The organism is Pseudomonas sp. TE3911, assembly GCF_054062775.1.
The window spans coordinates 276,030-293,656 of the sequence record NZ_JBSSFP010000001.1 but is presented as its reverse complement, the minus strand read 5'-3'; the positions used below and the strand labels follow the sequence as shown (position 1 = coordinate 293,656).

At 60.5% G+C, this 17,627-nt stretch carries 14 protein-coding genes and 1 pseudogene; 11 read left to right on the top strand and 4 right to left on the bottom strand.

The window, feature by feature from the left end:
* Positions 1 to 101 precede the first annotated feature (101 nt).
* Genes ACVWXD_RS01375 through ACVWXD_RS01350 form a run of 6 tightly spaced genes read left to right on the top strand, consistent with a single transcriptional unit; the run spans position 102 to position 6,763 of the window.
* Entirely contained in the window at positions 102 to 794 is a 693-nt protein-coding gene (locus ACVWXD_RS01375) for an RDD family protein (protein ID WP_099602761.1), read from the top strand.
* Positions 791 to 1,771: a stage II sporulation protein M gene (locus ACVWXD_RS01370; RefSeq protein WP_099602760.1), complete on the top strand. Its 981-nt coding sequence runs from the start codon at positions 791 to 793 to the stop codon at positions 1,769 to 1,771. The genes ACVWXD_RS01375 and ACVWXD_RS01370 overlap by 4 nt, the downstream gene beginning before the upstream one ends.
* The gene (locus ACVWXD_RS01365; RefSeq protein ID WP_457370609.1) at positions 1,758 to 3,278 is read left to right on the top strand and encodes a DUF4129 domain-containing protein; all 1,521 of its coding nucleotides are present in this window, start codon (positions 1,758 to 1,760) and stop codon (positions 3,276 to 3,278) included. The genes ACVWXD_RS01370 and ACVWXD_RS01365 overlap by 14 nt, the downstream gene beginning before the upstream one ends.
* The gene (locus tag ACVWXD_RS01360; protein ID WP_099602758.1) at positions 3,275 to 4,432 is read left to right on the top strand and encodes a DUF4350 domain-containing protein; all 1,158 of its coding nucleotides are present in this window, start codon (positions 3,275 to 3,277) and stop codon (positions 4,430 to 4,432) included. Before ACVWXD_RS01365 ends, ACVWXD_RS01360 begins: the two co-directional genes overlap by 4 nt.
* A complete protein-coding gene (locus tag ACVWXD_RS01355; RefSeq protein WP_095185772.1) occupies positions 4,429 to 5,424 on the top strand; it encodes an AAA family ATPase in 996 nt (331 codons plus the stop codon). The genes ACVWXD_RS01360 and ACVWXD_RS01355 overlap by 4 nt, the downstream gene beginning before the upstream one ends.
* 7 nt (positions 5,425 to 5,431) lie before the next feature.
* Entirely contained in the window at positions 5,432 to 6,763 is a 1,332-nt protein-coding gene (locus ACVWXD_RS01350; RefSeq protein WP_457370608.1) for a DUF58 domain-containing protein, read from the top strand.
* 61 nt (positions 6,764 to 6,824) lie between these two features.
* On the opposite strand, the gene ACVWXD_RS01345 is transcribed toward ACVWXD_RS01350, so the two are convergent.
* Together ACVWXD_RS01345 and ACVWXD_RS01340 are read right to left on the bottom strand one after the other, a co-directional pair.
* Positions 6,825 to 7,184 (bottom strand): PilZ domain-containing protein, encoded by a 360-nt coding sequence (locus ACVWXD_RS01345; RefSeq protein ID WP_095185774.1) that lies wholly within the window; start codon positions 7,182 to 7,184, stop codon positions 6,825 to 6,827.
* A gap of 225 nt (positions 7,185 to 7,409) precedes the next feature.
* Positions 7,410 to 7,784: a tol-pal system YbgF family protein gene (locus tag ACVWXD_RS01340; RefSeq protein WP_032890874.1), complete on the bottom strand. Its 375-nt coding sequence runs from the start codon at positions 7,782 to 7,784 to the stop codon at positions 7,410 to 7,412.
* Between the two features lie 175 nt (positions 7,785 to 7,959).
* Between ACVWXD_RS01340 and pyk the strand changes: the two genes are divergently transcribed.
* The gene (gene pyk / locus ACVWXD_RS01335) at positions 7,960 to 9,411 is read left to right on the top strand and encodes a pyruvate kinase (protein WP_032890873.1); all 1,452 of its coding nucleotides are present in this window, start codon (positions 7,960 to 7,962) and stop codon (positions 9,409 to 9,411) included.
* A gap of 63 nt (positions 9,412 to 9,474) precedes the next feature.
* On the opposite strand, the gene ACVWXD_RS01330 is transcribed toward pyk, so the two are convergent.
* Together ACVWXD_RS01330 and ACVWXD_RS01325 are read right to left on the bottom strand one after the other, a co-directional pair.
* Positions 9,475 to 10,224 (bottom strand): enoyl-CoA hydratase-related protein, encoded by a 750-nt coding sequence (locus ACVWXD_RS01330; RefSeq protein ID WP_260367558.1) that lies wholly within the window; start codon positions 10,222 to 10,224, stop codon positions 9,475 to 9,477.
* A 30-nt stretch (positions 10,225 to 10,254) separates the two neighbouring features.
* Entirely contained in the window at positions 10,255 to 11,187 is a 933-nt protein-coding gene (locus tag ACVWXD_RS01325) for an iron-sulfur-binding ferredoxin reductase (RefSeq protein WP_457370607.1), read from the bottom strand.
* A 218-nt stretch (positions 11,188 to 11,405) separates the two neighbouring features.
* On the opposite strand from ACVWXD_RS01325, the gene ACVWXD_RS01320 reads away from it, so the two are divergent.
* The 4 genes and pseudogenes from ACVWXD_RS01320 (at position 11,406) to ACVWXD_RS01305 (ending at position 17,615) form a co-directional block, all read left to right on the top strand.
* Entirely contained in the window at positions 11,406 to 12,929 is a 1,524-nt protein-coding gene (locus ACVWXD_RS01320; RefSeq protein ID WP_122756123.1) for a fumarate hydratase, read from the top strand.
* Between the two features lie 105 nt (positions 12,930 to 13,034).
* A pseudogene (locus tag ACVWXD_RS01315) lies at positions 13,035 to 14,802 on the top strand (sensor histidine kinase).
* Complete coding sequence (locus tag ACVWXD_RS01310; RefSeq protein ID WP_401382333.1) at positions 14,796 to 16,130, top strand: sigma-54-dependent transcriptional regulator; 1,335 nt, start codon at positions 14,796 to 14,798, stop codon at positions 16,128 to 16,130. The pseudogene ACVWXD_RS01315 and the gene ACVWXD_RS01310 overlap by 7 nt, the downstream one beginning before the upstream one ends.
* Positions 16,131 to 16,295: 165 nt before the next feature.
* Positions 16,296 to 17,615: an MFS transporter gene (locus tag ACVWXD_RS01305; protein WP_032890867.1), complete on the top strand. Its 1,320-nt coding sequence runs from the start codon at positions 16,296 to 16,298 to the stop codon at positions 17,613 to 17,615.
* Positions 17,616 to 17,627 lie beyond the last annotated feature (12 nt).

The following is a 17,627-nucleotide window of genomic DNA, read 5'->3' as shown; positions in this document are numbered from 1 at the left end:
TAACCTGTACAAACATCCAGCAAAACCTTGAATAGTTGCTTCCATCGCCGACGCTGTTAGCATCCGTGCCACCCAGCCGCTCTGCACTGCCAAGGATCGCGATGCCATCAATCCCATTGGATACCCGCTACCAGATCGAGACCCCAGAAGGAATCGACCTGCCACTGCGCCCCGCCGGCTTGGTGCCACGGGCGCTGGCATTTGCCTTCGACCTCGTCGCCCGCGCAGTGATAATGGGCGTACTTCTGGTGCCACTGGCCCTGCTCGGCAATATTGGTATCGGCCTGGGCTCGCTGCTGCTGTTCCTGGTCAGTTGGTGGTACATGGTGCTGTTCGAGGTGCTCAATCAGGGCTGCTCACCGGGTAAACAGGTTATGGGCTTGCGGGTCGTGCAGGACGACGGCACGCCCATCAGTTGGTCAGCCTCGCTGATCCGCAACTTGCTGCGGTTTGTCGACATGCTGCCGTTCGGCTACTTTCTTGGCGCGATCAGTTGCCTGCAACACCCTCACTTCAAACGCCTTGGTGACCTGGCCGCCGGCACCCTGGTGATCTACCGAGAACAGCCCCTGAAACGCCCCCAGGTGCCTCAAGCTGTAGCACTGCGCTTACCGTTTGCCCTGGACCTGAGTGAACAGCGGGCGATCCTGGGTTTCGCGGAACGCCAAGGCGAACTCTCCGCCGAGCGGGTACACGAACTCGCTTCCATCCTCGCAACGCCGCTTCAAGTCTCCCCCGCCCGTGCCGTGGAGCAACTCAATGGCTTGGCCCGTGGCCTGTTGGGGCCAACATGAAACAGAGCCTCTTCGAAAGCCGTTACCAACCGCAATGGCAAGCCTTTGCCGAACAACTGAAACAGTTGGAACAAGGCAAGGCCAAGGCCGGTGACATGGCCGATTTCCCTCACCAATACCGGCGTCTATGCCAGCACCTGGCCCTGGCCCAGGAGCGCGGTTACAGCAGTTACCTGGTGGACCCGCTGCAACAACTGGCGTTGCGCGGACATCAACAACTCTATCGCCACCGCAGCCAATTGGCGGCGAAAGTGCTGAGCTTTGTGCTGGCCGACTTTCCGCGACAGGTGCGGGAACAGTGGCGCTTCGTGTTGATTGCCAGCCTGCTGTTCTTTGGCAGCCTGCTGAGCATTGCCTTGCTGGTCTATCTGTTTCCCGACCTGATCTACAGCATTGTCAGCCCCCAGCAAGTGGCGGAGATGCAGGGCATGTATGACCCCGATGCCAGCCGCTTGGGTCGAGCCGCCGAGCGAGCATCGAGCGAAGACTGGATGATGTTTGGCTACTACGTGATGCACAACATCGGCATCGCCTTCCAGACATTCGCCGCCGGGTTGCTGTTCGGCTTGGGCAGTGTGTTTTTCCTGATATTCAACGGGCTGATCATCGGCGCGATTTCCGGGCACCTGACTGAAATCGGCTATGGGCAGACCTTCTGGTCATTTGTCATCGGCCATGGTGCCTTTGAGTTGACGGCTATCGCCCTCGCTGGCGCCGCAGGCTTGCAACTGGGCTGGGCGCTGATTGCACCTGGGCAACTGACACGAAGCGAATCCTTGCGACTTGCCGCTCGCGAGAGCGTGCAACTCCTGTGCGGCGTCATGGTGTTTCTACTGATCGCAGCCTTTATCGAAGCCTACTGGTCTTCCACCACCCAGGTAGCCCCTTGGATCAAATACCTGGTGGGCGCTGCACTGTGGCTGTTGGTGGGCGCTTACCTGACCTTTGCCGGAAGGGCTCGCCATGCGTCTGAGTGATGCCAGCGTAGTGATTCGCCCACGCACCGCTTGGGAGGCCATGGATCTTGGCGTATTAATGGCCCAGGAACATCGCTTGCTGTTGATGGGGAGCTGGGCGCTGGTGACCCTTCCGGTTTTTGCGTTGCTCACCGCACTGCTATGGAATTACCCCTCCATGGCTATGTTCCTGTTCTGGTGGTTGAAACCGGCTTTCGACCGCTTACCTTTATATATCCTCTCCACAGCCCTGTTCGGCGAAGCGCCTAGCCTCAAGCAGGCTTTGCGCCAATGGCCAAAACTGCTTAACAACCAACTGCTGGCCAGCCTGACCTGGCGCCGACTCAGCCTCAGCCGCAGTTTTGTGATGCCGGTCAGTCAGCTTGAAGGCATGGACGGCCAGGCGCGTCAGCAACGCCTGGGTGTACTGCTGCAGCGCAACGCCGGCGCCGCTCGCTGGTTAACCACTGTCGGGGTGCACCTGGAAATCGGCCTATGGTTTGGCTGCATGGCGCTGTTCTATCTGCTCATCCCGCAACAACTTGAACTGGATTGGGATTGGCAGCGGTTGGCGCTGGCGACCGGCTCCGAAGCGGTGTGGCTGGAGCATCTGGGCAACGCGTTCTACGCCTTGATTCTGGTGTTTTGGGAACCTGTCTATGTCGCCTGTGGCTTCAGCCTTTATCTCAATCGTCGCACCGTGCTGGAAGCCTGGGACCTGGAACTGGTATTCCGCCGCCTACACCAGCGCCTGAGCAATGTGGCGTCACTTTTATTACTGGCGTTAGGGCTGACATTACTGCCATACACCCCACCCGCCATGGCTGATGAAAGCAAACCGCTGAGCCCTGAAAGCGCAAGCCAGTCAATCCATTCGCTGCTGGAAAAGCCCCCGTTCAAAAACCCGGAAACCGTCACCCGCTATCGCTTTGGTGAGGAAAAGCCCGCCGTTAAAAACAAGGCACACGGTGACGGCAAACTTCCGGCGTGGCTGCAGACACTCTTGGATAACCTCAACAGCGATACTTTCAAGCATGTGGCCCAAGGCCTGGAAGTGCTGCTGTGGAGCGTACTTATCTGCGGCCTGGCCCTGTTGGTGTGGCGCTATCGTGACTGGCTACGCACCTTTGTCACCCGGCGCGGACCACGCGGCCCCAAAGCAGCCAGGCCAGTGCCCGCACAACTTTTCGGCCTCGAATTGGGCACCGAGACCTTGCCCACGGATATCGCCAGCACTGCAGAACAACTCTGGCCTAGCCAACCACGGGAAGCCCTGGGTCTTTTGTATCGTGGTCTTCTGAGCCGCTTGTTGCATGACTTCAACCTGCCACTTAAAAACGCCGACACTGAAGGCCAGGTGCTGCAACGCGTTTACCTGCTGCAGCAACCGCAACTGCTGGCGTTCAGTGAAGAGTTGACTCGGCACTGGCAAAACCTAGCCTACGGCCATCAACTCCCACCCGCCTCAGCACAGCAAAAATTATGCAGCGATTGGCGTGCCCTGTTCAGCTCGGAGGGCGCCCGATGAACCGTTTTTTATTAGGGATAGGATTGCTCCTGGCATGCCTGCTTACTGCGGGCGGATTTTACGCCTGGAGCAAAGCGACCCCCTATGAAAAAGTGGTGGACCGCGGCCCCGCCCCGGAAGCCCTTGCCAACCCCTATCTGGCTGCCGAATATTTTCTGCGCCAGCAAGGCCTGGCCGTGGCACATGCCAATAGCCTCGAACGCCTGGCCACCCTGCCCGCCGCCGGCAATAGCCTGTTGTTACTGGGCGAACGTAGCAACATGTCGCCACGCCAGGTCGGGCAACTGCTGGATTGGGCCAAATCCGGCGGACATCTATTGTTAGTGGCCGAAGCGCTGTGGGATGAAGAGACCGGCAAGAGCGGCGACCTGTTGCTAGATCGCCTGCATATCCACCAGACGCTGAGTGACGACCCCGAAGAACCCGCACCGGCCCGTAAAAACAAAACGCCAGACCTGACCAAGCTCTATGTCGACAATGACACCGCTCCGGCCTACTTCAGCTTCGACACTGACTTCAACCTCATCGACCCCAAGCACATGGCACAATTTTCAGCCAATAGCGCCAGGTCTAGCCACCTGATGCAACTTAACCTCGGGCAAGGCCGCGTTACGGTAATCACCGACAGCGAACTGTGGAAAACACCCGATATCGGCAAACACGACAATGCCTGGCTGCTGTGGCACCTGAACCAGGGGACTGCCGTGACTTTGTTGTTCAACAGCGACGTGGATGATCTGTTCACCCTGCTGTTGCGATATTTCCCCCAGGCGGTGGTAGCACTCATTGCGCTGATAACCCTCGTACTCTGGCAGGCGGGTATGCGCCAGGGCCCGATCCAAGCCCCCGCCTCGAAGGCGCGCCGGCAGTTGCACGAACACCTGAAAGCCAGCGCCGACTTCCTGCTGCGCCGCAGCGGCCAAGGCACGCTACTGAAGGCTTTGCAGCACGACATCCTACGTGCGGCCCGACGCCGCCATCCAGGCTTCGAACATCTCGACAACTCAGAACAATGGCGGGTACTGGAACACCTTACGCGCCAACCCTCTCACGTCATCAGCCAGGCCCTCGGCCCACTCCCGGCAAAACGGCTTTCCAGCGCCGATTTCAGCCGGCAGGTGGCATGCCTGCAAACTCTCAGGAATGCCCTATGAGCGAAATTCCCAGCGCTAACACCCTGTCCGGTGAAGCCTTACAGCACGCCAGCCAGCAAGCCCAGGCCTTGCGCATGGAACTGCGCAAGGCGGTGATCGGGCAGGATCAGGTGATCGATGATGTGCTGACTGCACTGATCGCCGGCGGCCACGTATTGCTTGAAGGTGTACCCGGGCTGGGCAAGACCTTGCTGGTACGCGCCTTGGCCCGCTGCTTTGACGGCGACTTCGCGCGGATCCAGTTCACCCCTGACCTGATGCCCAGCGATGTCACTGGCCATGCCGTGTACGATCTGCACACCGAGCAATTCAAGCTGCGCAAGGGACCGGTATTCACCCACCTGCTGCTGGCCGACGAAATCAACCGCGCCCCGGCCAAGACCCAGGCCGCCCTGCTCGAAGCCATGCAGGAACGACAAGTAACCCTCGAAGGTGAAGCGCTGCCCATCGGGCAACCCTTCATGGTGCTGGCCACCCAGAACCCTATCGAGCAGGAAGGCACCTACCCCCTGCCAGAAGCCGAGCTGGACCGGTTCATGCTCAAGGTACGCATGGACTATCCCGACGCGCAGCAGGAACTGGATATGGTGCGCGAAGTGACACGCTCTTCACGGGCCGACATGCTGGATGTGCAACCGTTGCGCACCGTGCTACAGGCCGAAGATGTGCTGCAACTGCAACAGATCGCCAGTGAGCTAGCCCTGGATGAACACGTACTCGACTATGCCGTGCGCCTTGCACGAGCCACCCGCAGTTGGCCAGGTCTGGCCATCGGCGCAGGCCCGCGAGCTTCCATCGCACTGGTCCGCGGCGCCCGCGCTCGAGCATTGTTGCGCGGGGGCCAGTTCGTCACGCCGGATGACGTCAAGAGCTGCGCTCTTGCAGTACTCCGTCATCGCGTACGTATAGCGGCAGAACTGGACATCGACGGGCTGGAGGTCGACCAGGTACTCAAACAGTTACTCGACCAGATTGCAGCTCCCCGGCAATGAATCGCCCATGAAACCGACCCGTCTGTTATCAGCTTGGCTTGGCGTACTGCTGGGCTTGAGCATCCTGCTAGGCACTGCAACCGCCTTGCAGTTCAAGGTGCCCGCCACCTTGCACTCGGTGGCGTGGGGCTTGCTCCTGGCGCTGTTGCTGCTGGCCTTGCTGGACGCCGCGCGACTGCGCCGTCGACCGTCGCCTCGTGTGCATCGGCATATGCCCGGCAGCCTGGCGCTGGGTCGCTGGGGCGAAGTACGTCTGGCCCTGGAACACGACTCCTCGCAGGCGCTGACGGTTCAGGTGTTCGATCACGTCCCCGATGGGTTGAGCATGGAGAACATGCCCCAATCCATTGAGTTGCGCCCCGGTGCACGCAGTGAAATGGGCTATCGCCTGCGGCCCCTGCGGCGAGGGCATTTTACGTTCAGCCGCTGCGAAATCCATCTGCCCAGCCCATTGGGGCTCTGGTCCGCCAGGCGCTTCATCGAAGTCGAGGATGCCACCCGCGTCTACCCAGACTTCGCTCGCCTGTACGGGGCACAACTGCTGGGGGTGGATAACTGGTTGAGTCAACTGGGAGTGCGTCAACGTCAGCGTCGCGGTTTGGGGCTGGAGTTTCATCAGCTGCGCGAGTTTCGTGAGGGCGACAGCCTGCGGCAGATCGACTGGAAAGCCACGGCGCGGCAACGTACCCCCATCGCAAGGGAGTATCAGGACGAGCGCGACCAGCAGATCGTGTTCATGCTCGATTGCGGCCGACGCATGCGGAGCCAGGATGATGAGCTGTCCCATTTCGACCACGCACTCAATGCCTGCCTGCTGCTCAGTTACGTGGCCTTGCGCCAGGGCGATGCCGTGGGGTTGTGCACCTTTGCTTCTGAACAGCCACGCTACTTGGCGCCGGTCAAAGGGAGCAGTCAGTTGAACCTGCTGCTCAATGCGGTATATGACCTGGACACCACCCGTCGAACTGCCGACTACGAGGCGGCGGCCAGTCAACTGCTCTCTAGGCAAAAGCGTCGGGCATTGGTGATTGTGGTCAGTAATCTGCGAGACGATGACGATGAAGCGCTACTCTGCGCCGTCAAGCGCATCAGTCGCCAACATCGGGTAATGGTGGCCAGCATGCGAGAGGAAGTGCTCGATCTACTGCGCCAGTCCCCTGTGCAAACCTTGCCCGAAGCCCTGGCCTACAGCGGCACTGTCGACTACCTCAATACCCGGAATGAACTGCACGACCGCTTGAACGCCCACGGCCTGTCGGTGTTGGATACGTTGCCATCAGACATGGGAGCAGCCTTGGTGACACGCTATCTGGATTGGAAGAAAGCGGGAGTGTTCTGAAAAAAGCGTACAACTACGGCTGGACAGCAACACCCCAGCCGCGTCGACCGCTCGCTGCTTCTTAGGCTGAAGCCTGCAATGAGTCAAAGCTGAAATACCGCAACAACAACTTGATCAGTTGCCCATATTCCGCTGGAGCCTGAAGCACGCTGAACCCGGAGTCGTAACGCTGCGGGTTGATATCTTCACGGCTCCACAGGCAGGTTGCCGTGAGGTCAACGGCATGGAAGGTGTCGTCAGCCCCGGGAATTTTCAGGCGCAGCTCGAAATCAGCATCGACCATCATGGGCAACTCGCTGATCAACATCAGCCCGTCGCAAGAGACGTTGCCCAAATAGCCGATGGGCTTGTCGGTAACACGGTTAAACACCTGGAGGAAATAACGTAGTTGATGCCGCTCAATCCGTCGGTCGGTAAACATGGTGAGATTGCCATGCAGTGGCCATGGTTGTGGCCGGTCCAGTGATTCGGAACGAGCGTAATTGCTCGCTCTCCCTGGATCTCGGTATGACAAAAGACAACGCTCTGTCACTAGACAGCTGCCGAATCCGGGCCCTGCCTCCATTTGAATAGAAACCTATACAAACGGACATCCAAAGAATAGCCCAAGACTGGCAAGAGGCCAGTTATAAAGTGGCGAATCTCATCACAGTGAGGCTGGACGCGGCTGTGCAACACTCACGCCGCGGTAGTGACCCAGTTGTTGCAGGGTGTCCAACCTTGCGCGTGCTCGGTAGGCGTATTCGCTCGACGGGTACTGATTAATGATGAATTGGTAGGTTTGCACCGCGTCGACAAACAGTTTCTGTCGTTCCAGACATTGCCCGCGCAACATCGAGACCTCTGGCTGTACATAACGCCGGGTGCGGCTCTCGCGGTCGACCTGGGACAATTCCAAGGTGACACGCTCGCAGTCACCGACCTTGTAAGCGCGGTAGGCGTTGTTCAAATGGTGGTCCATCGACCAGCGGGTGCAGCCGACAACACTGACGGCCAGGGCAGCAATGAGCAAAATTCGCATGAAGGTTCTCCTGTCTTGTGCAGTGTATCGACCCCTCGTCCAAAATCTTCAAAGATGTTCATCTATTCAATCGGCGCGAAAACAAGTGAATCGGCGATAAGTAGTGCAAACGAACAATGACTACAACCAAAGAGCATAGTAGCCTTCCTCAGCGCTTGAACTCAGGAGTCTGTGCATGTCCGTCCGTCGTACCAAAATCGTCGCCACCCTTGGCCCGGCCAGTAACTCGCCGGAAGTCCTCGAACAGCTGATTCTGGCTGGTTTGGACGTTGCCCGTCTGAACTTCTCCCACGGCACCCCGGACGAGCACAAGGCTCGCGCCAAGCTGGTGCGTGACCTGGCCGCCAAGCACGGCCGCTTCGTCGCACTGCTGGGTGACCTGCAAGGCCCGAAAATCCGTATTGCCAAGTTCACCAACAAGCGTATCGAGCTGAAGATCGGTGACAAATTCACCTTCTCCACCAGCCACCCGCTGACCGAAGGTAACCAGGACGTCGTGGGTATCGACTACCCGGACCTCGTCAAGGATTGCGGCGTCGGTGACGAGTTGCTGCTGGATGACGGCCGCGTGGTAATGCGTGTCGACACCGCCACCCCGACCGAACTGAACTGCACCGTGATCATCGGCGGTCCGCTGTCCGATCACAAAGGCATCAATCGTCGCGGCGGTGGCCTGACTGCCCCGGCCCTGACTGAAAAAGACAAGGCCGATATCAAGCTCGCTGCTGAAATGGAAGTGGACTACCTGGCCGTGTCCTTTCCGCGCGACGCCGCTGATATGGAATACGCCCGCAAACTGCGCGACGAAGCCGGCGGTACTGCCTGGTTGGTGGCAAAGATCGAACGCGCCGAAGCCGTGGCCGACGACGAAACTCTTGACGGTCTGATCAAAGCGTCCGACGCCGTGATGGTTGCCCGTGGTGACCTGGGTGTGGAAATCGGTGACGCCGAGCTGATCGGTATCCAGAAGAAGATCATCCTGCACGCACGCCGCCACAACAAAGCGGTGATCGTCGCGACCCAGATGATGGAGTCGATGATCCAAAACCCGATGCCGACCCGCGCCGAAGTATCCGACGTGGCCAACGCCGTGCTCGACTACACCGACGCCGTGATGCTCTCGGCTGAAAGTGCCGCCGGCCCGTACCCGCTGGAAGCTGTGCAGGCCATGGCGCGCATCTGTGTCGGCGCGGAAAAGCACCCGACCAGCAAGACCTCCAGCCATCGTATCGGCAAGGTCTTCGAAAGCTGCGACCAGAGCATCGCCCTGGCAGCCATGTACACCGCCAACCACTTCCCGGGCGTCAAAGCGATCATCGCTTTGACCGAAAGTGGCTACACGCCGTTGATCATGTCGCGCATTCGTTCCTCGGTTCCGATCTACGCGTTCTCCCCTCACCGCGAAACCCAGGCCCGCGCGGCCATGTTCCGTGGTGTGTACACCGTTCCGTTCGACCCGGCTTCGTTGCCGCCCCATGAAGTCAGCCAAGCGGCCATCGACGAACTGATCAAGCGTGGCGTCGTGGAGAAAGGCGACTGGGTCATCCTGACCAAGGGCGACAGCTACCACACCATCGGCGGCACCAATGGCATGAAGATCCTGCACGTTGGCGACCCAATGGTCTAAGTGACACGCTGAAAACAAAAGCCCTGCCATGCGAATGGCGGGGCTTTTTGCTTTTAATGTGGGTTAGCGTTTGGCGATAAACCCCGATAACGCCGCAATCGCCTCCGGTGACTTCAAGCGCTGGACGAACAACGCGCCCTCCTCCTCGATGACCTGGCGTAACTGATCACGGTCCACACTTTTCATTAATTGCTTGGTCACCTGCACCGCCCCCGGCGCCAGGATTTCAAAACGCTCGGCCATTTCCCGCGCCCTGGCCAACGCCGCTTCACCACTGCCCAACGCCTCAGTGGCGATGCCCCAGGCGGCAGCCTGCTCCCCGGTAAACCCCTCGCCCAATAGCAAAAGTTCAGCTGCCTTCGCATGCCCAAGCAAACGCGGCAGGATCAGGCTCGAACCAAACTCCGGGCACAGCCCCAGGTTGACGAACGGCATACGCAAGCGCGCATCACGACTGATGTAAACAAGGTCACAGTGCAGCAGGAGGGTTGTGCCAATCCCCACCGCGACTCCCGCCACTGCCGCGATCACCGGCTTACGGCAGTTGAGTAGGCTTTTCATAAAATGAAACGCTGGGCTGTCGAGATCACTGGGCGGCTGTTCAAGAAAATCGCCGATGTCATTACCGGCGGTAAAACACTCGCTGCTGCCCTGGATCAGCACGGCGTTGATCGCTGAGTCGGCATCCGCCTGCTCCAGCGCCTCGGCCAGTTGCGTGTACATGGCGCGGGTCAGGGCGTTTCTCTTATCCGGGCGGTTGAGCTGCAGGGTCAGCAACCCGCGCTCGCGGTGCAGCAGGATGGCGTCGGTCATGGTGAGTCTCGCGGCTGTAGAGTTCAGCGCTCAACCACGGGGCAGGAACACATCGGCCAGCAGTTGATTACGCGGCAGTCCCGCCAGAAACAGGCGCTTGGAAAACGCCTCGACACTGGCGGGGTGTCCGCAGAGTAAGGCGAGCGTTTGCCGGGAAACAAGCCGCAGTTGCGCCAATGCCTGGGCCGACTCGGCCGCGGTCCACAGTTCCACCGTAAGGTTCGGATGACGTGCACCCAGCGCTATCAGGGGTTCAGCCAGATAATGGCCGTCGGCATCATGGGCCAGGTGAATCACACGAATGGCGCCTTGGTGATCCTGGCGCAAAGCCTCGCGCAATACGCCCCACAACGGGCCGAGGCCAGTGCCGGAGGCAAGCAGCCAAAGCGGCCGGGATTGCCAGTCGGGATCGTATTGCAAAGCGCCGCCGCGTAGCTCGCCCAGGCGCAGTTGATCCCCGACCTGCAACTGCCGGGCAAGATCACTGAATTCACCGGGCTGCCGACAATCGATATGAAACTCCAGAAATGCATCTTCCTGGGGCAGGCTCGCCAGGGAGTAAGGCCGCGCGACGTGCCCTGCCCACAGCACCAGGTGCTGTCCAGCCCGATAACGGAGACCGCGCTCAGGTTGCAGACGCAGGCGCACTACATTCGAGTTCAGCCAATCAGCACCTACCACCAGGGCGGCCAAACCGTCACGCAGCGGGTCAAACGCCTCGACCTGCAGATCGCCCGTCACTTGGCACTGGCAGGCCAACCGCCAACCGTCCTGGCGTTGCGCGGGGCTCAGGGCATCGGGCTGCTTGTCCTCGACCTCGCCCCGGCAGCGCACCAAACATGCATGGCAACTGCCCGCCCGGCAACTGTAGGGCACGGCCACACCCGCCTGGTTCAAGGCATCCAGCAGATTGCTGCCGGCAGTTACCGACCAATGGCGTTCGCCGACGTACAGTTCAGGCATATAAGGACTCAATTACAGGGGACGCGCACAGGGAATCATGCCTGCGACAGTTTGACCATAGTCGGGTGTATCGGCCACCGCGTCGGGTTATACTGCCGCGCCTTTTTAGCGTCGCGCCTGCACCACTTTGGCGTGCCTTGGAAAGGTGGGCTCAGCCGACCGATGTACCCCACTGAGCCCACCTTTATTGAATGTTCCCTTATAGAGGAGCGCGACTCATGACCGTGATCAAGCAAGACGACCTGATTCAGAGCGTTGCCGACGCCCTGCAATTCATTTCCTACTACCACCCCGTTGACTTCATCCAGGCGATGCACGAGGCCTACCTGCGCGAAGAATCGCCGGCAGCCCGTGACTCCATGGCGCAGATCCTGATCAACTCGCGCATGTGCGCCACCGGCCATCGCCCGATCTGCCAGGACACCGGTATCGTCACCGTGTTCGTGCGCGTGGGCATGGACGTACGTTGGGATGGCGCCACCATGGGCCTGGACGACATGATCAACGAAGGCGTGCGTCGCGCCTACAATCTGCCGGAAAACGTCCTGCGCGCATCCATCCTGGCCGACCCGGCCGGTGCACGTAAAAACACCAAGGACAACACCCCGGCCGTGATCCACTACTCCATCGTCCCGGGTAACACCGTGGAAGTGGACGTGGCGGCCAAAGGTGGTGGTTCCGAGAACAAATCAAAAATGGCCATGCTCAACCCGTCCGACTCGATCGTCGACTGGGTGCTCAAGACTGTTCCGACCATGGGCGCCGGCTGGTGCCCACCGGGGATGCTCGGCATCGGCATCGGCGGCACCGCCGAGAAAGCCGCAGTGATGGCCAAAGAAGTGTTGATGGAGTCCATCGACATCCACGAGCTGAAAAAGCGCGGCCCGTCCAACCGTGTCGAAGAGATGCGCCTGGAGCTGTTCGAGAAGGTCAACCAACTGGGCATTGGCGCTCAGGGCCTGGGTGGCCTGACCACCGTGCTCGACGTGAAGATCATGGACTACCCGACCCACGCCGCCTCCCTGCCGGTGTGCATGATCCCCAACTGCGCCGCCACCCGTCACGCGCACTTCGTGCTCGACGGCTCGGGCCCTGCGTCGCTGGAAGCGCCACCGCTGGACGCCTACCCGGAAATCGTCTGGGAAGCCGGCCCGTCGGCTCGTCGCGTCAACCTCGACACCCTGACCCCGGAAGAAGTCCAAAGCTGGAAACCGGGCGAAACCGTGTTGCTCAACGGCAAGATGCTCACTGGCCGCGACGCTGCGCACAAGCGCATGGTCGAGATGCTGAACAAGGGCGAAACCCTGCCGGTAGACCTCAAGGGTCGCTTCATCTACTACGTCGGCCCGGTTGATCCGGTGCGCGAAGAAGTGGTTGGCCCGGCTGGCCCGACCACCGCGACGCGGATGGACAAGTTCACCCGTCAGATCCTTGAGCAAACCGGCCTTTTGGGCATGATCGGCAAATCCGAGCGCGGCCCGACCGCCATCGACGCGATCAAGGACCACAAGGCCGTGTACCTGATGGCCGTGGGCGGCGCCGCTTACCTGGTGGCGCAAGCTATCAAGAAGTCGCGGGTTGTCGCGTTCGCCGAACTGGGTATGGAAGCGATCTACGAGTTCGACGTCAAAGACATGCCGGTCACCGTTGCAGTCGATAGCAAAGGCGAATCCGTGCACATCACCGGTCCTGCCATCTGGCAGCAAAAGATCAGTGAAAGCCTGGCGGTAGAAGTGCAGTAAGCACTTTCCCTCAAGGATAAAGGCGACTGCGGCCCCATGGCCCAGTCGCCTTTTTTATGGCGCGTGGTATGGTGCTTGCCCCTTACCGTGCCTGCTCATCACCGTATGATCGCGATCCCTCGCCCCCTGCGCCTGACCTTCTACGCCCTGTTGATCATCGCTGGTGCGGTGCTGGCCGCTGCATTGGCCACGCGCCAGGCCGAACGCCAGGCCCTCGTGGATGAGGCCGCCCGCGCCAACCAACAGCTCGCGTTATATGCCAACTCGCTGCACACCCTGATCGAACGCTACCGCGCCCTGCCCGCCGTGCTCGCACTGGACTCGGAAATGATCAGCGCGTTAAAAGGCCCGTTGGACACCGCTACCCAGGACGCGCTTAACCGCAAGCTCGAACGCATCAACGGCGCCGCGCAGTCGTCCACCCTGGAATTGATGGACCGCACCGGCCTGGCCGTGGCTGCCAGCAACTGGGCGCTGCCGAGCAGTTACGTCGGGCACAACTATGCATTTCGGCCGTATTTCAGCCAGACCAAAAGCCAGGGCACCGGGCGCTTTTACGCGGTGGGTGTGACCACCGGGATTCCGGGTTACTTCCTTTCCAGCGCGGTGCTCGATGAACACGAGCAGTTCCTTGGCGCCATGGTGGTGAAGCTGGAGTTCCCTGAGCTTGAGCAAGAATGGGCCCAGGGGAATGACTTGCTGCTGGTCAGCGATGCGCGTGGCATCGTGTTCATTGCCAACCAGCCTGGCTGGCGCTATCGGAACCTGCGGCCGCTATCGGCCAATGACCTCGCTGAGCTCAAGGCCACCCGCCAGTACGACAAGAAACAACTGCTGGCGCTGGAAACCGACACCCTGCAGCACTTCGACGAAAACAGTCACCTGATGCGCGTCAACGGCCCCGACGGCAGCGCCCAATACATCTGGGAATCCCTGCCATTGAAGGCAGAAGGCTGGACCCTGCACCTGCTGCGCAAACCGCAATTTCCTTTTGAAGACCAACGCAACGCGGGACTGGCCGCCGCCGGTTCCTGGCTGGCGCTGGTGTTCCTCGCGCTGTTCCTGAGCCAACGCTGGCGCCTGGCCCGCTTGCGCCAGCGCAGCCGTGAAGAGCTGGAGCAACTGGTGGAAGAACGCACCCAGGCCCTGCGCACCGCCCAGGATGGTTTGGTGCAATCAGCCAAGCTGGCGGCGCTGGGGCAGATGTCCGCCGCCCTCGCCCAACGAAATCAACCAGCCACTCACGGCCCAGCGCATGCAGCTTGCTACCCTGCGCCTGTTGCTGGATCACGGCCGTGTGGACGACGCCTACAAGGCGCTCACGCCGCTGGACGACATGCTCACGCGCATGGCCGCACTCACCGGCCATCTCAAGACCTTCGCGCGCAAAAGTCCTAGTGGCCTGCGCGAACGCCTGGACCTGGCCACGGTGGTCGACCAGTCCCTGCATCTGCTCGACGCGCGCCTGCGCGATGAAGCCATTGGCGTCGTGCTGGACCTGACACGCCCGGCTTGGGTGCGCGGCGATGCCATCCGCCTGGAACAAGTACTGATCAACCTGCTGCGCAACGCCCTCGACGCCATGGCCGACAAACCGCGCAAGCGCCTTGAGATCCGCCTGCACGCCGACCAACAGCTTTGGCTTTTGACCGTCAGCGACAGCGGCGGCGGGATCCCCGAAGAACACCTGAACAACGTGTTCGATCCGTTCTTCACCACCAAGCCGGTGGGTGACGGCCTCGGTTTAGGGCTGGCGGTGTCCTTCGCTATCGTGCACGAACTGGGTGGACGCCTGATCGCCGATAACCAGGGCGACGGCGCGACTTTCACCCTGACCTTGCCCATCGCGCTGGAGACGCCGGACCTATGCTGAATGCGGTGATTGTGGTCGATGACGAAGCCAGCATTCGCACGGCCGTGGAGCAGTGGTTGAGTCTCTCCGGGTTTGAGGTGCAGTTGTTCAGCCGCGCCGAGGAATGCCTGGCGCATCTGCCCAAAGACTTTCCCGGTGTGATCCTGAGCGACGTGCGCATGCCTGGTCTAAGCGGCCTGGAATTGCTCGCCGAAGTACAGCGCCGCGACGCCGACTTGCCGGTGATATTGCTCACTGGTCACGGCGACGTGCCGATGGCCGTCGAAGCCATGCGCGACGGCGCCTACGATTTTCTGGAAAAACCCTTCAGTCCCGAGGCCCTGCTCAACAGCCTGCGACGTGCATTGGACAAACGCGGGCTGATCCTGGAAAACCGTCGCCTGCATCAACAGGCCGATCACCGCTCGCAGCTTGAATCCAGCCTGCTCGGCGTGTCCCGCGGGTTGCAGAATCTGCGCCGCCAGGTGCTCGACTTGGCCAGCTTGCCAGTCAACGTGTTGATCCGTGGCGAGACCGGCAGCGGTAAAGAACTGGTCGCGCGCTGCCTGCATGATTTCGGCCCGCGGGCCAAGAAGCCGTTTGTGGCGCTCAATTGCGCGGCAATTCCCGAGCAGTTGTTTGAAGCCGAGTTGTTTGGCCACGAAAGCGGCGCGTTCACCGGCGCCCAGGGCAAGCGCATCGGCAAGCTGGAGTACGCTCACGGCGGCACGCTGTTCCTGGATGAAATCGAAAGCATGCCCTTGGCCCAACAAGTGAAACTGTTGCGGGTATTGCAAGAGCAGAAACTGGAACGACTGGGCTCCAACCAGAGCATCCATGTGGACTTGCGCATCATTGCCGCGACCAAGCCTGACCTGCTCGAAGAGGCCCGCGCCGGACGCTTTCGCGAAGACTTGGCCTATCGCCTCACCGTCGCACAATTGCGCCTGCCGCCCTTGCGCGAGCGTCGTGAAGATATTCCGCTGCTGTACGAGCACTTTGCCCACAGCGCTGCCGAACGCTTAGGCCGCACGCCCGAGCCGTTGAGCGGCCCAGCCTTGGGGCGCCTGCTCAGCCATGACTGGCCCGGCAATGTGCGTGAACTGGCCAACGTCGCCGAGCGCCAGGTATTAGGCCTTGGCGAGCCGGAGCCGGAGGGCATCGAGGCCGGGCAATCACTGGCTGCGCAGCAGGAAGCCTTTGAAGCCCATTGCCTGAAGGCCGCTTTGACCCGGCACAAGGGCGATATCAAGGCGGTATTGACGGAGCTGCAACTGCCCCGCCGGACGTTCAATGAAAAGATGCAGCGCCATGGCCTTGCACGAGACATGTTCCTCAAGGAGGAATGAGCGGATTTCCGCTCATTGGCCCCGAATCTTCAGCAAGTTTCCGCTCAAAAAAATCTGCAAACCCTTCTAGATCGGGCCTTCATCTACCTGGCACAGCTCCTGCTATAGCCCAGCCAGGCAGCGCTCGCGCCGCTCCATAAAAACAACTAGATGAAGGATCCTTCAATGGATAACTCCAACTCCCTGCCTCTGGGGTCGGCGGCAGCGCCGGCAAAAGAACGCACCACCTCCAGCCGCATCAAATCGATCTTCAGCGGATCGGTCGGCAACATGGTCGAGTGGTACGACTGGTACGTCTACGCCGCTTTCTCGCTGTACTTCGCCAAAGCCTTCTTCCCGAAAGGCGACACCACCGCCCAACTGCTCAACACCGCCGCGATCTTCGCCGTGGGCTTCCTGATGCGCCCGATCGGTGGCTGGCTGATGGGCCTGTACGCCGACAAGGTCGGGCGTAAAAAAGCCCTGATGGCCTCGGTCTACCTGATGTGCTTTGGCTCGCTGCTGATTGCCCTGAGCCCGGGCTATGAATCCATTGGTATCGGTGCGCCCATCCTGCTGGTGTTTGCCCGTTTGCTGCAGGGGCTATCAGTCGGCGGCGAATACGGCACCTCCGCCACCTACCTCAGCGAGATGGCGACCAAGGAACGTCGTGGCTTCTACTCCAGTTTCCAGTACGTAACCCTGATCTCCGGCCAGCTCATCGCGCTGGCGGTGCTGATCGTGCTGCAACAGGTCCTCACCACCGAGCAACTGTACGCGTGGGGCTGGCGTATCCCGTTCGCCATCGGCGCCCTGTGCGCAGTCGTCGCGCTGTATCTGCGTCGTGGCATGGAAGAAACCGAGTCCTTCACCAAGAAAGAAAAAGCCAAGGAAAGCGCAATGCGCACCTTGATGCGTCACCCCAAGGAACTGATGACCGTGGTCGGCCTGACCATGGGCGGCACCCTGGCGTTCTACACCTACACCACCTACATGCAGAAATACCTGGTGAACACCGTCGGGATGAGCATCTCCGACTCCACCACCATCTCGGCGGCAACGCTGTTTCTGTTCATGTGCCTGCAGCCCATCATCGGCGGGCTGTCCGACAAGGTCGGCCGTCGTCCTATCCTGATCGCCTTCGGCATCCTCGGCACCCTGTTCACCGTGCCTATCCTCACCACCCTGCACACCATCCAGTCCTGGTGGGGCGCGTTCTTCCTGATCATGGCCGCGCTGATCATCGTCAGTGGCTACACCTCGATCAACGCGGTGGTGAAGGCCGAACTGTTCCCGACCGAAATCCGTGCCCTGGGCGTGGGCCTGCCGTATGCACTGACCGTGTCGATCTTCGGCGGTACGGCTGAATACATCGCGCTGTGGTTCAAGAGCATCGGGATGGAAACCGGCTACTACTGGTACGTGACTGCGTGTATCGCGGTGTCGCTGATGGTCTACGTGACCATGAAAGACACCCGCAAACATTCGCGGATTACCACGGACTAAACATGTGGGAGG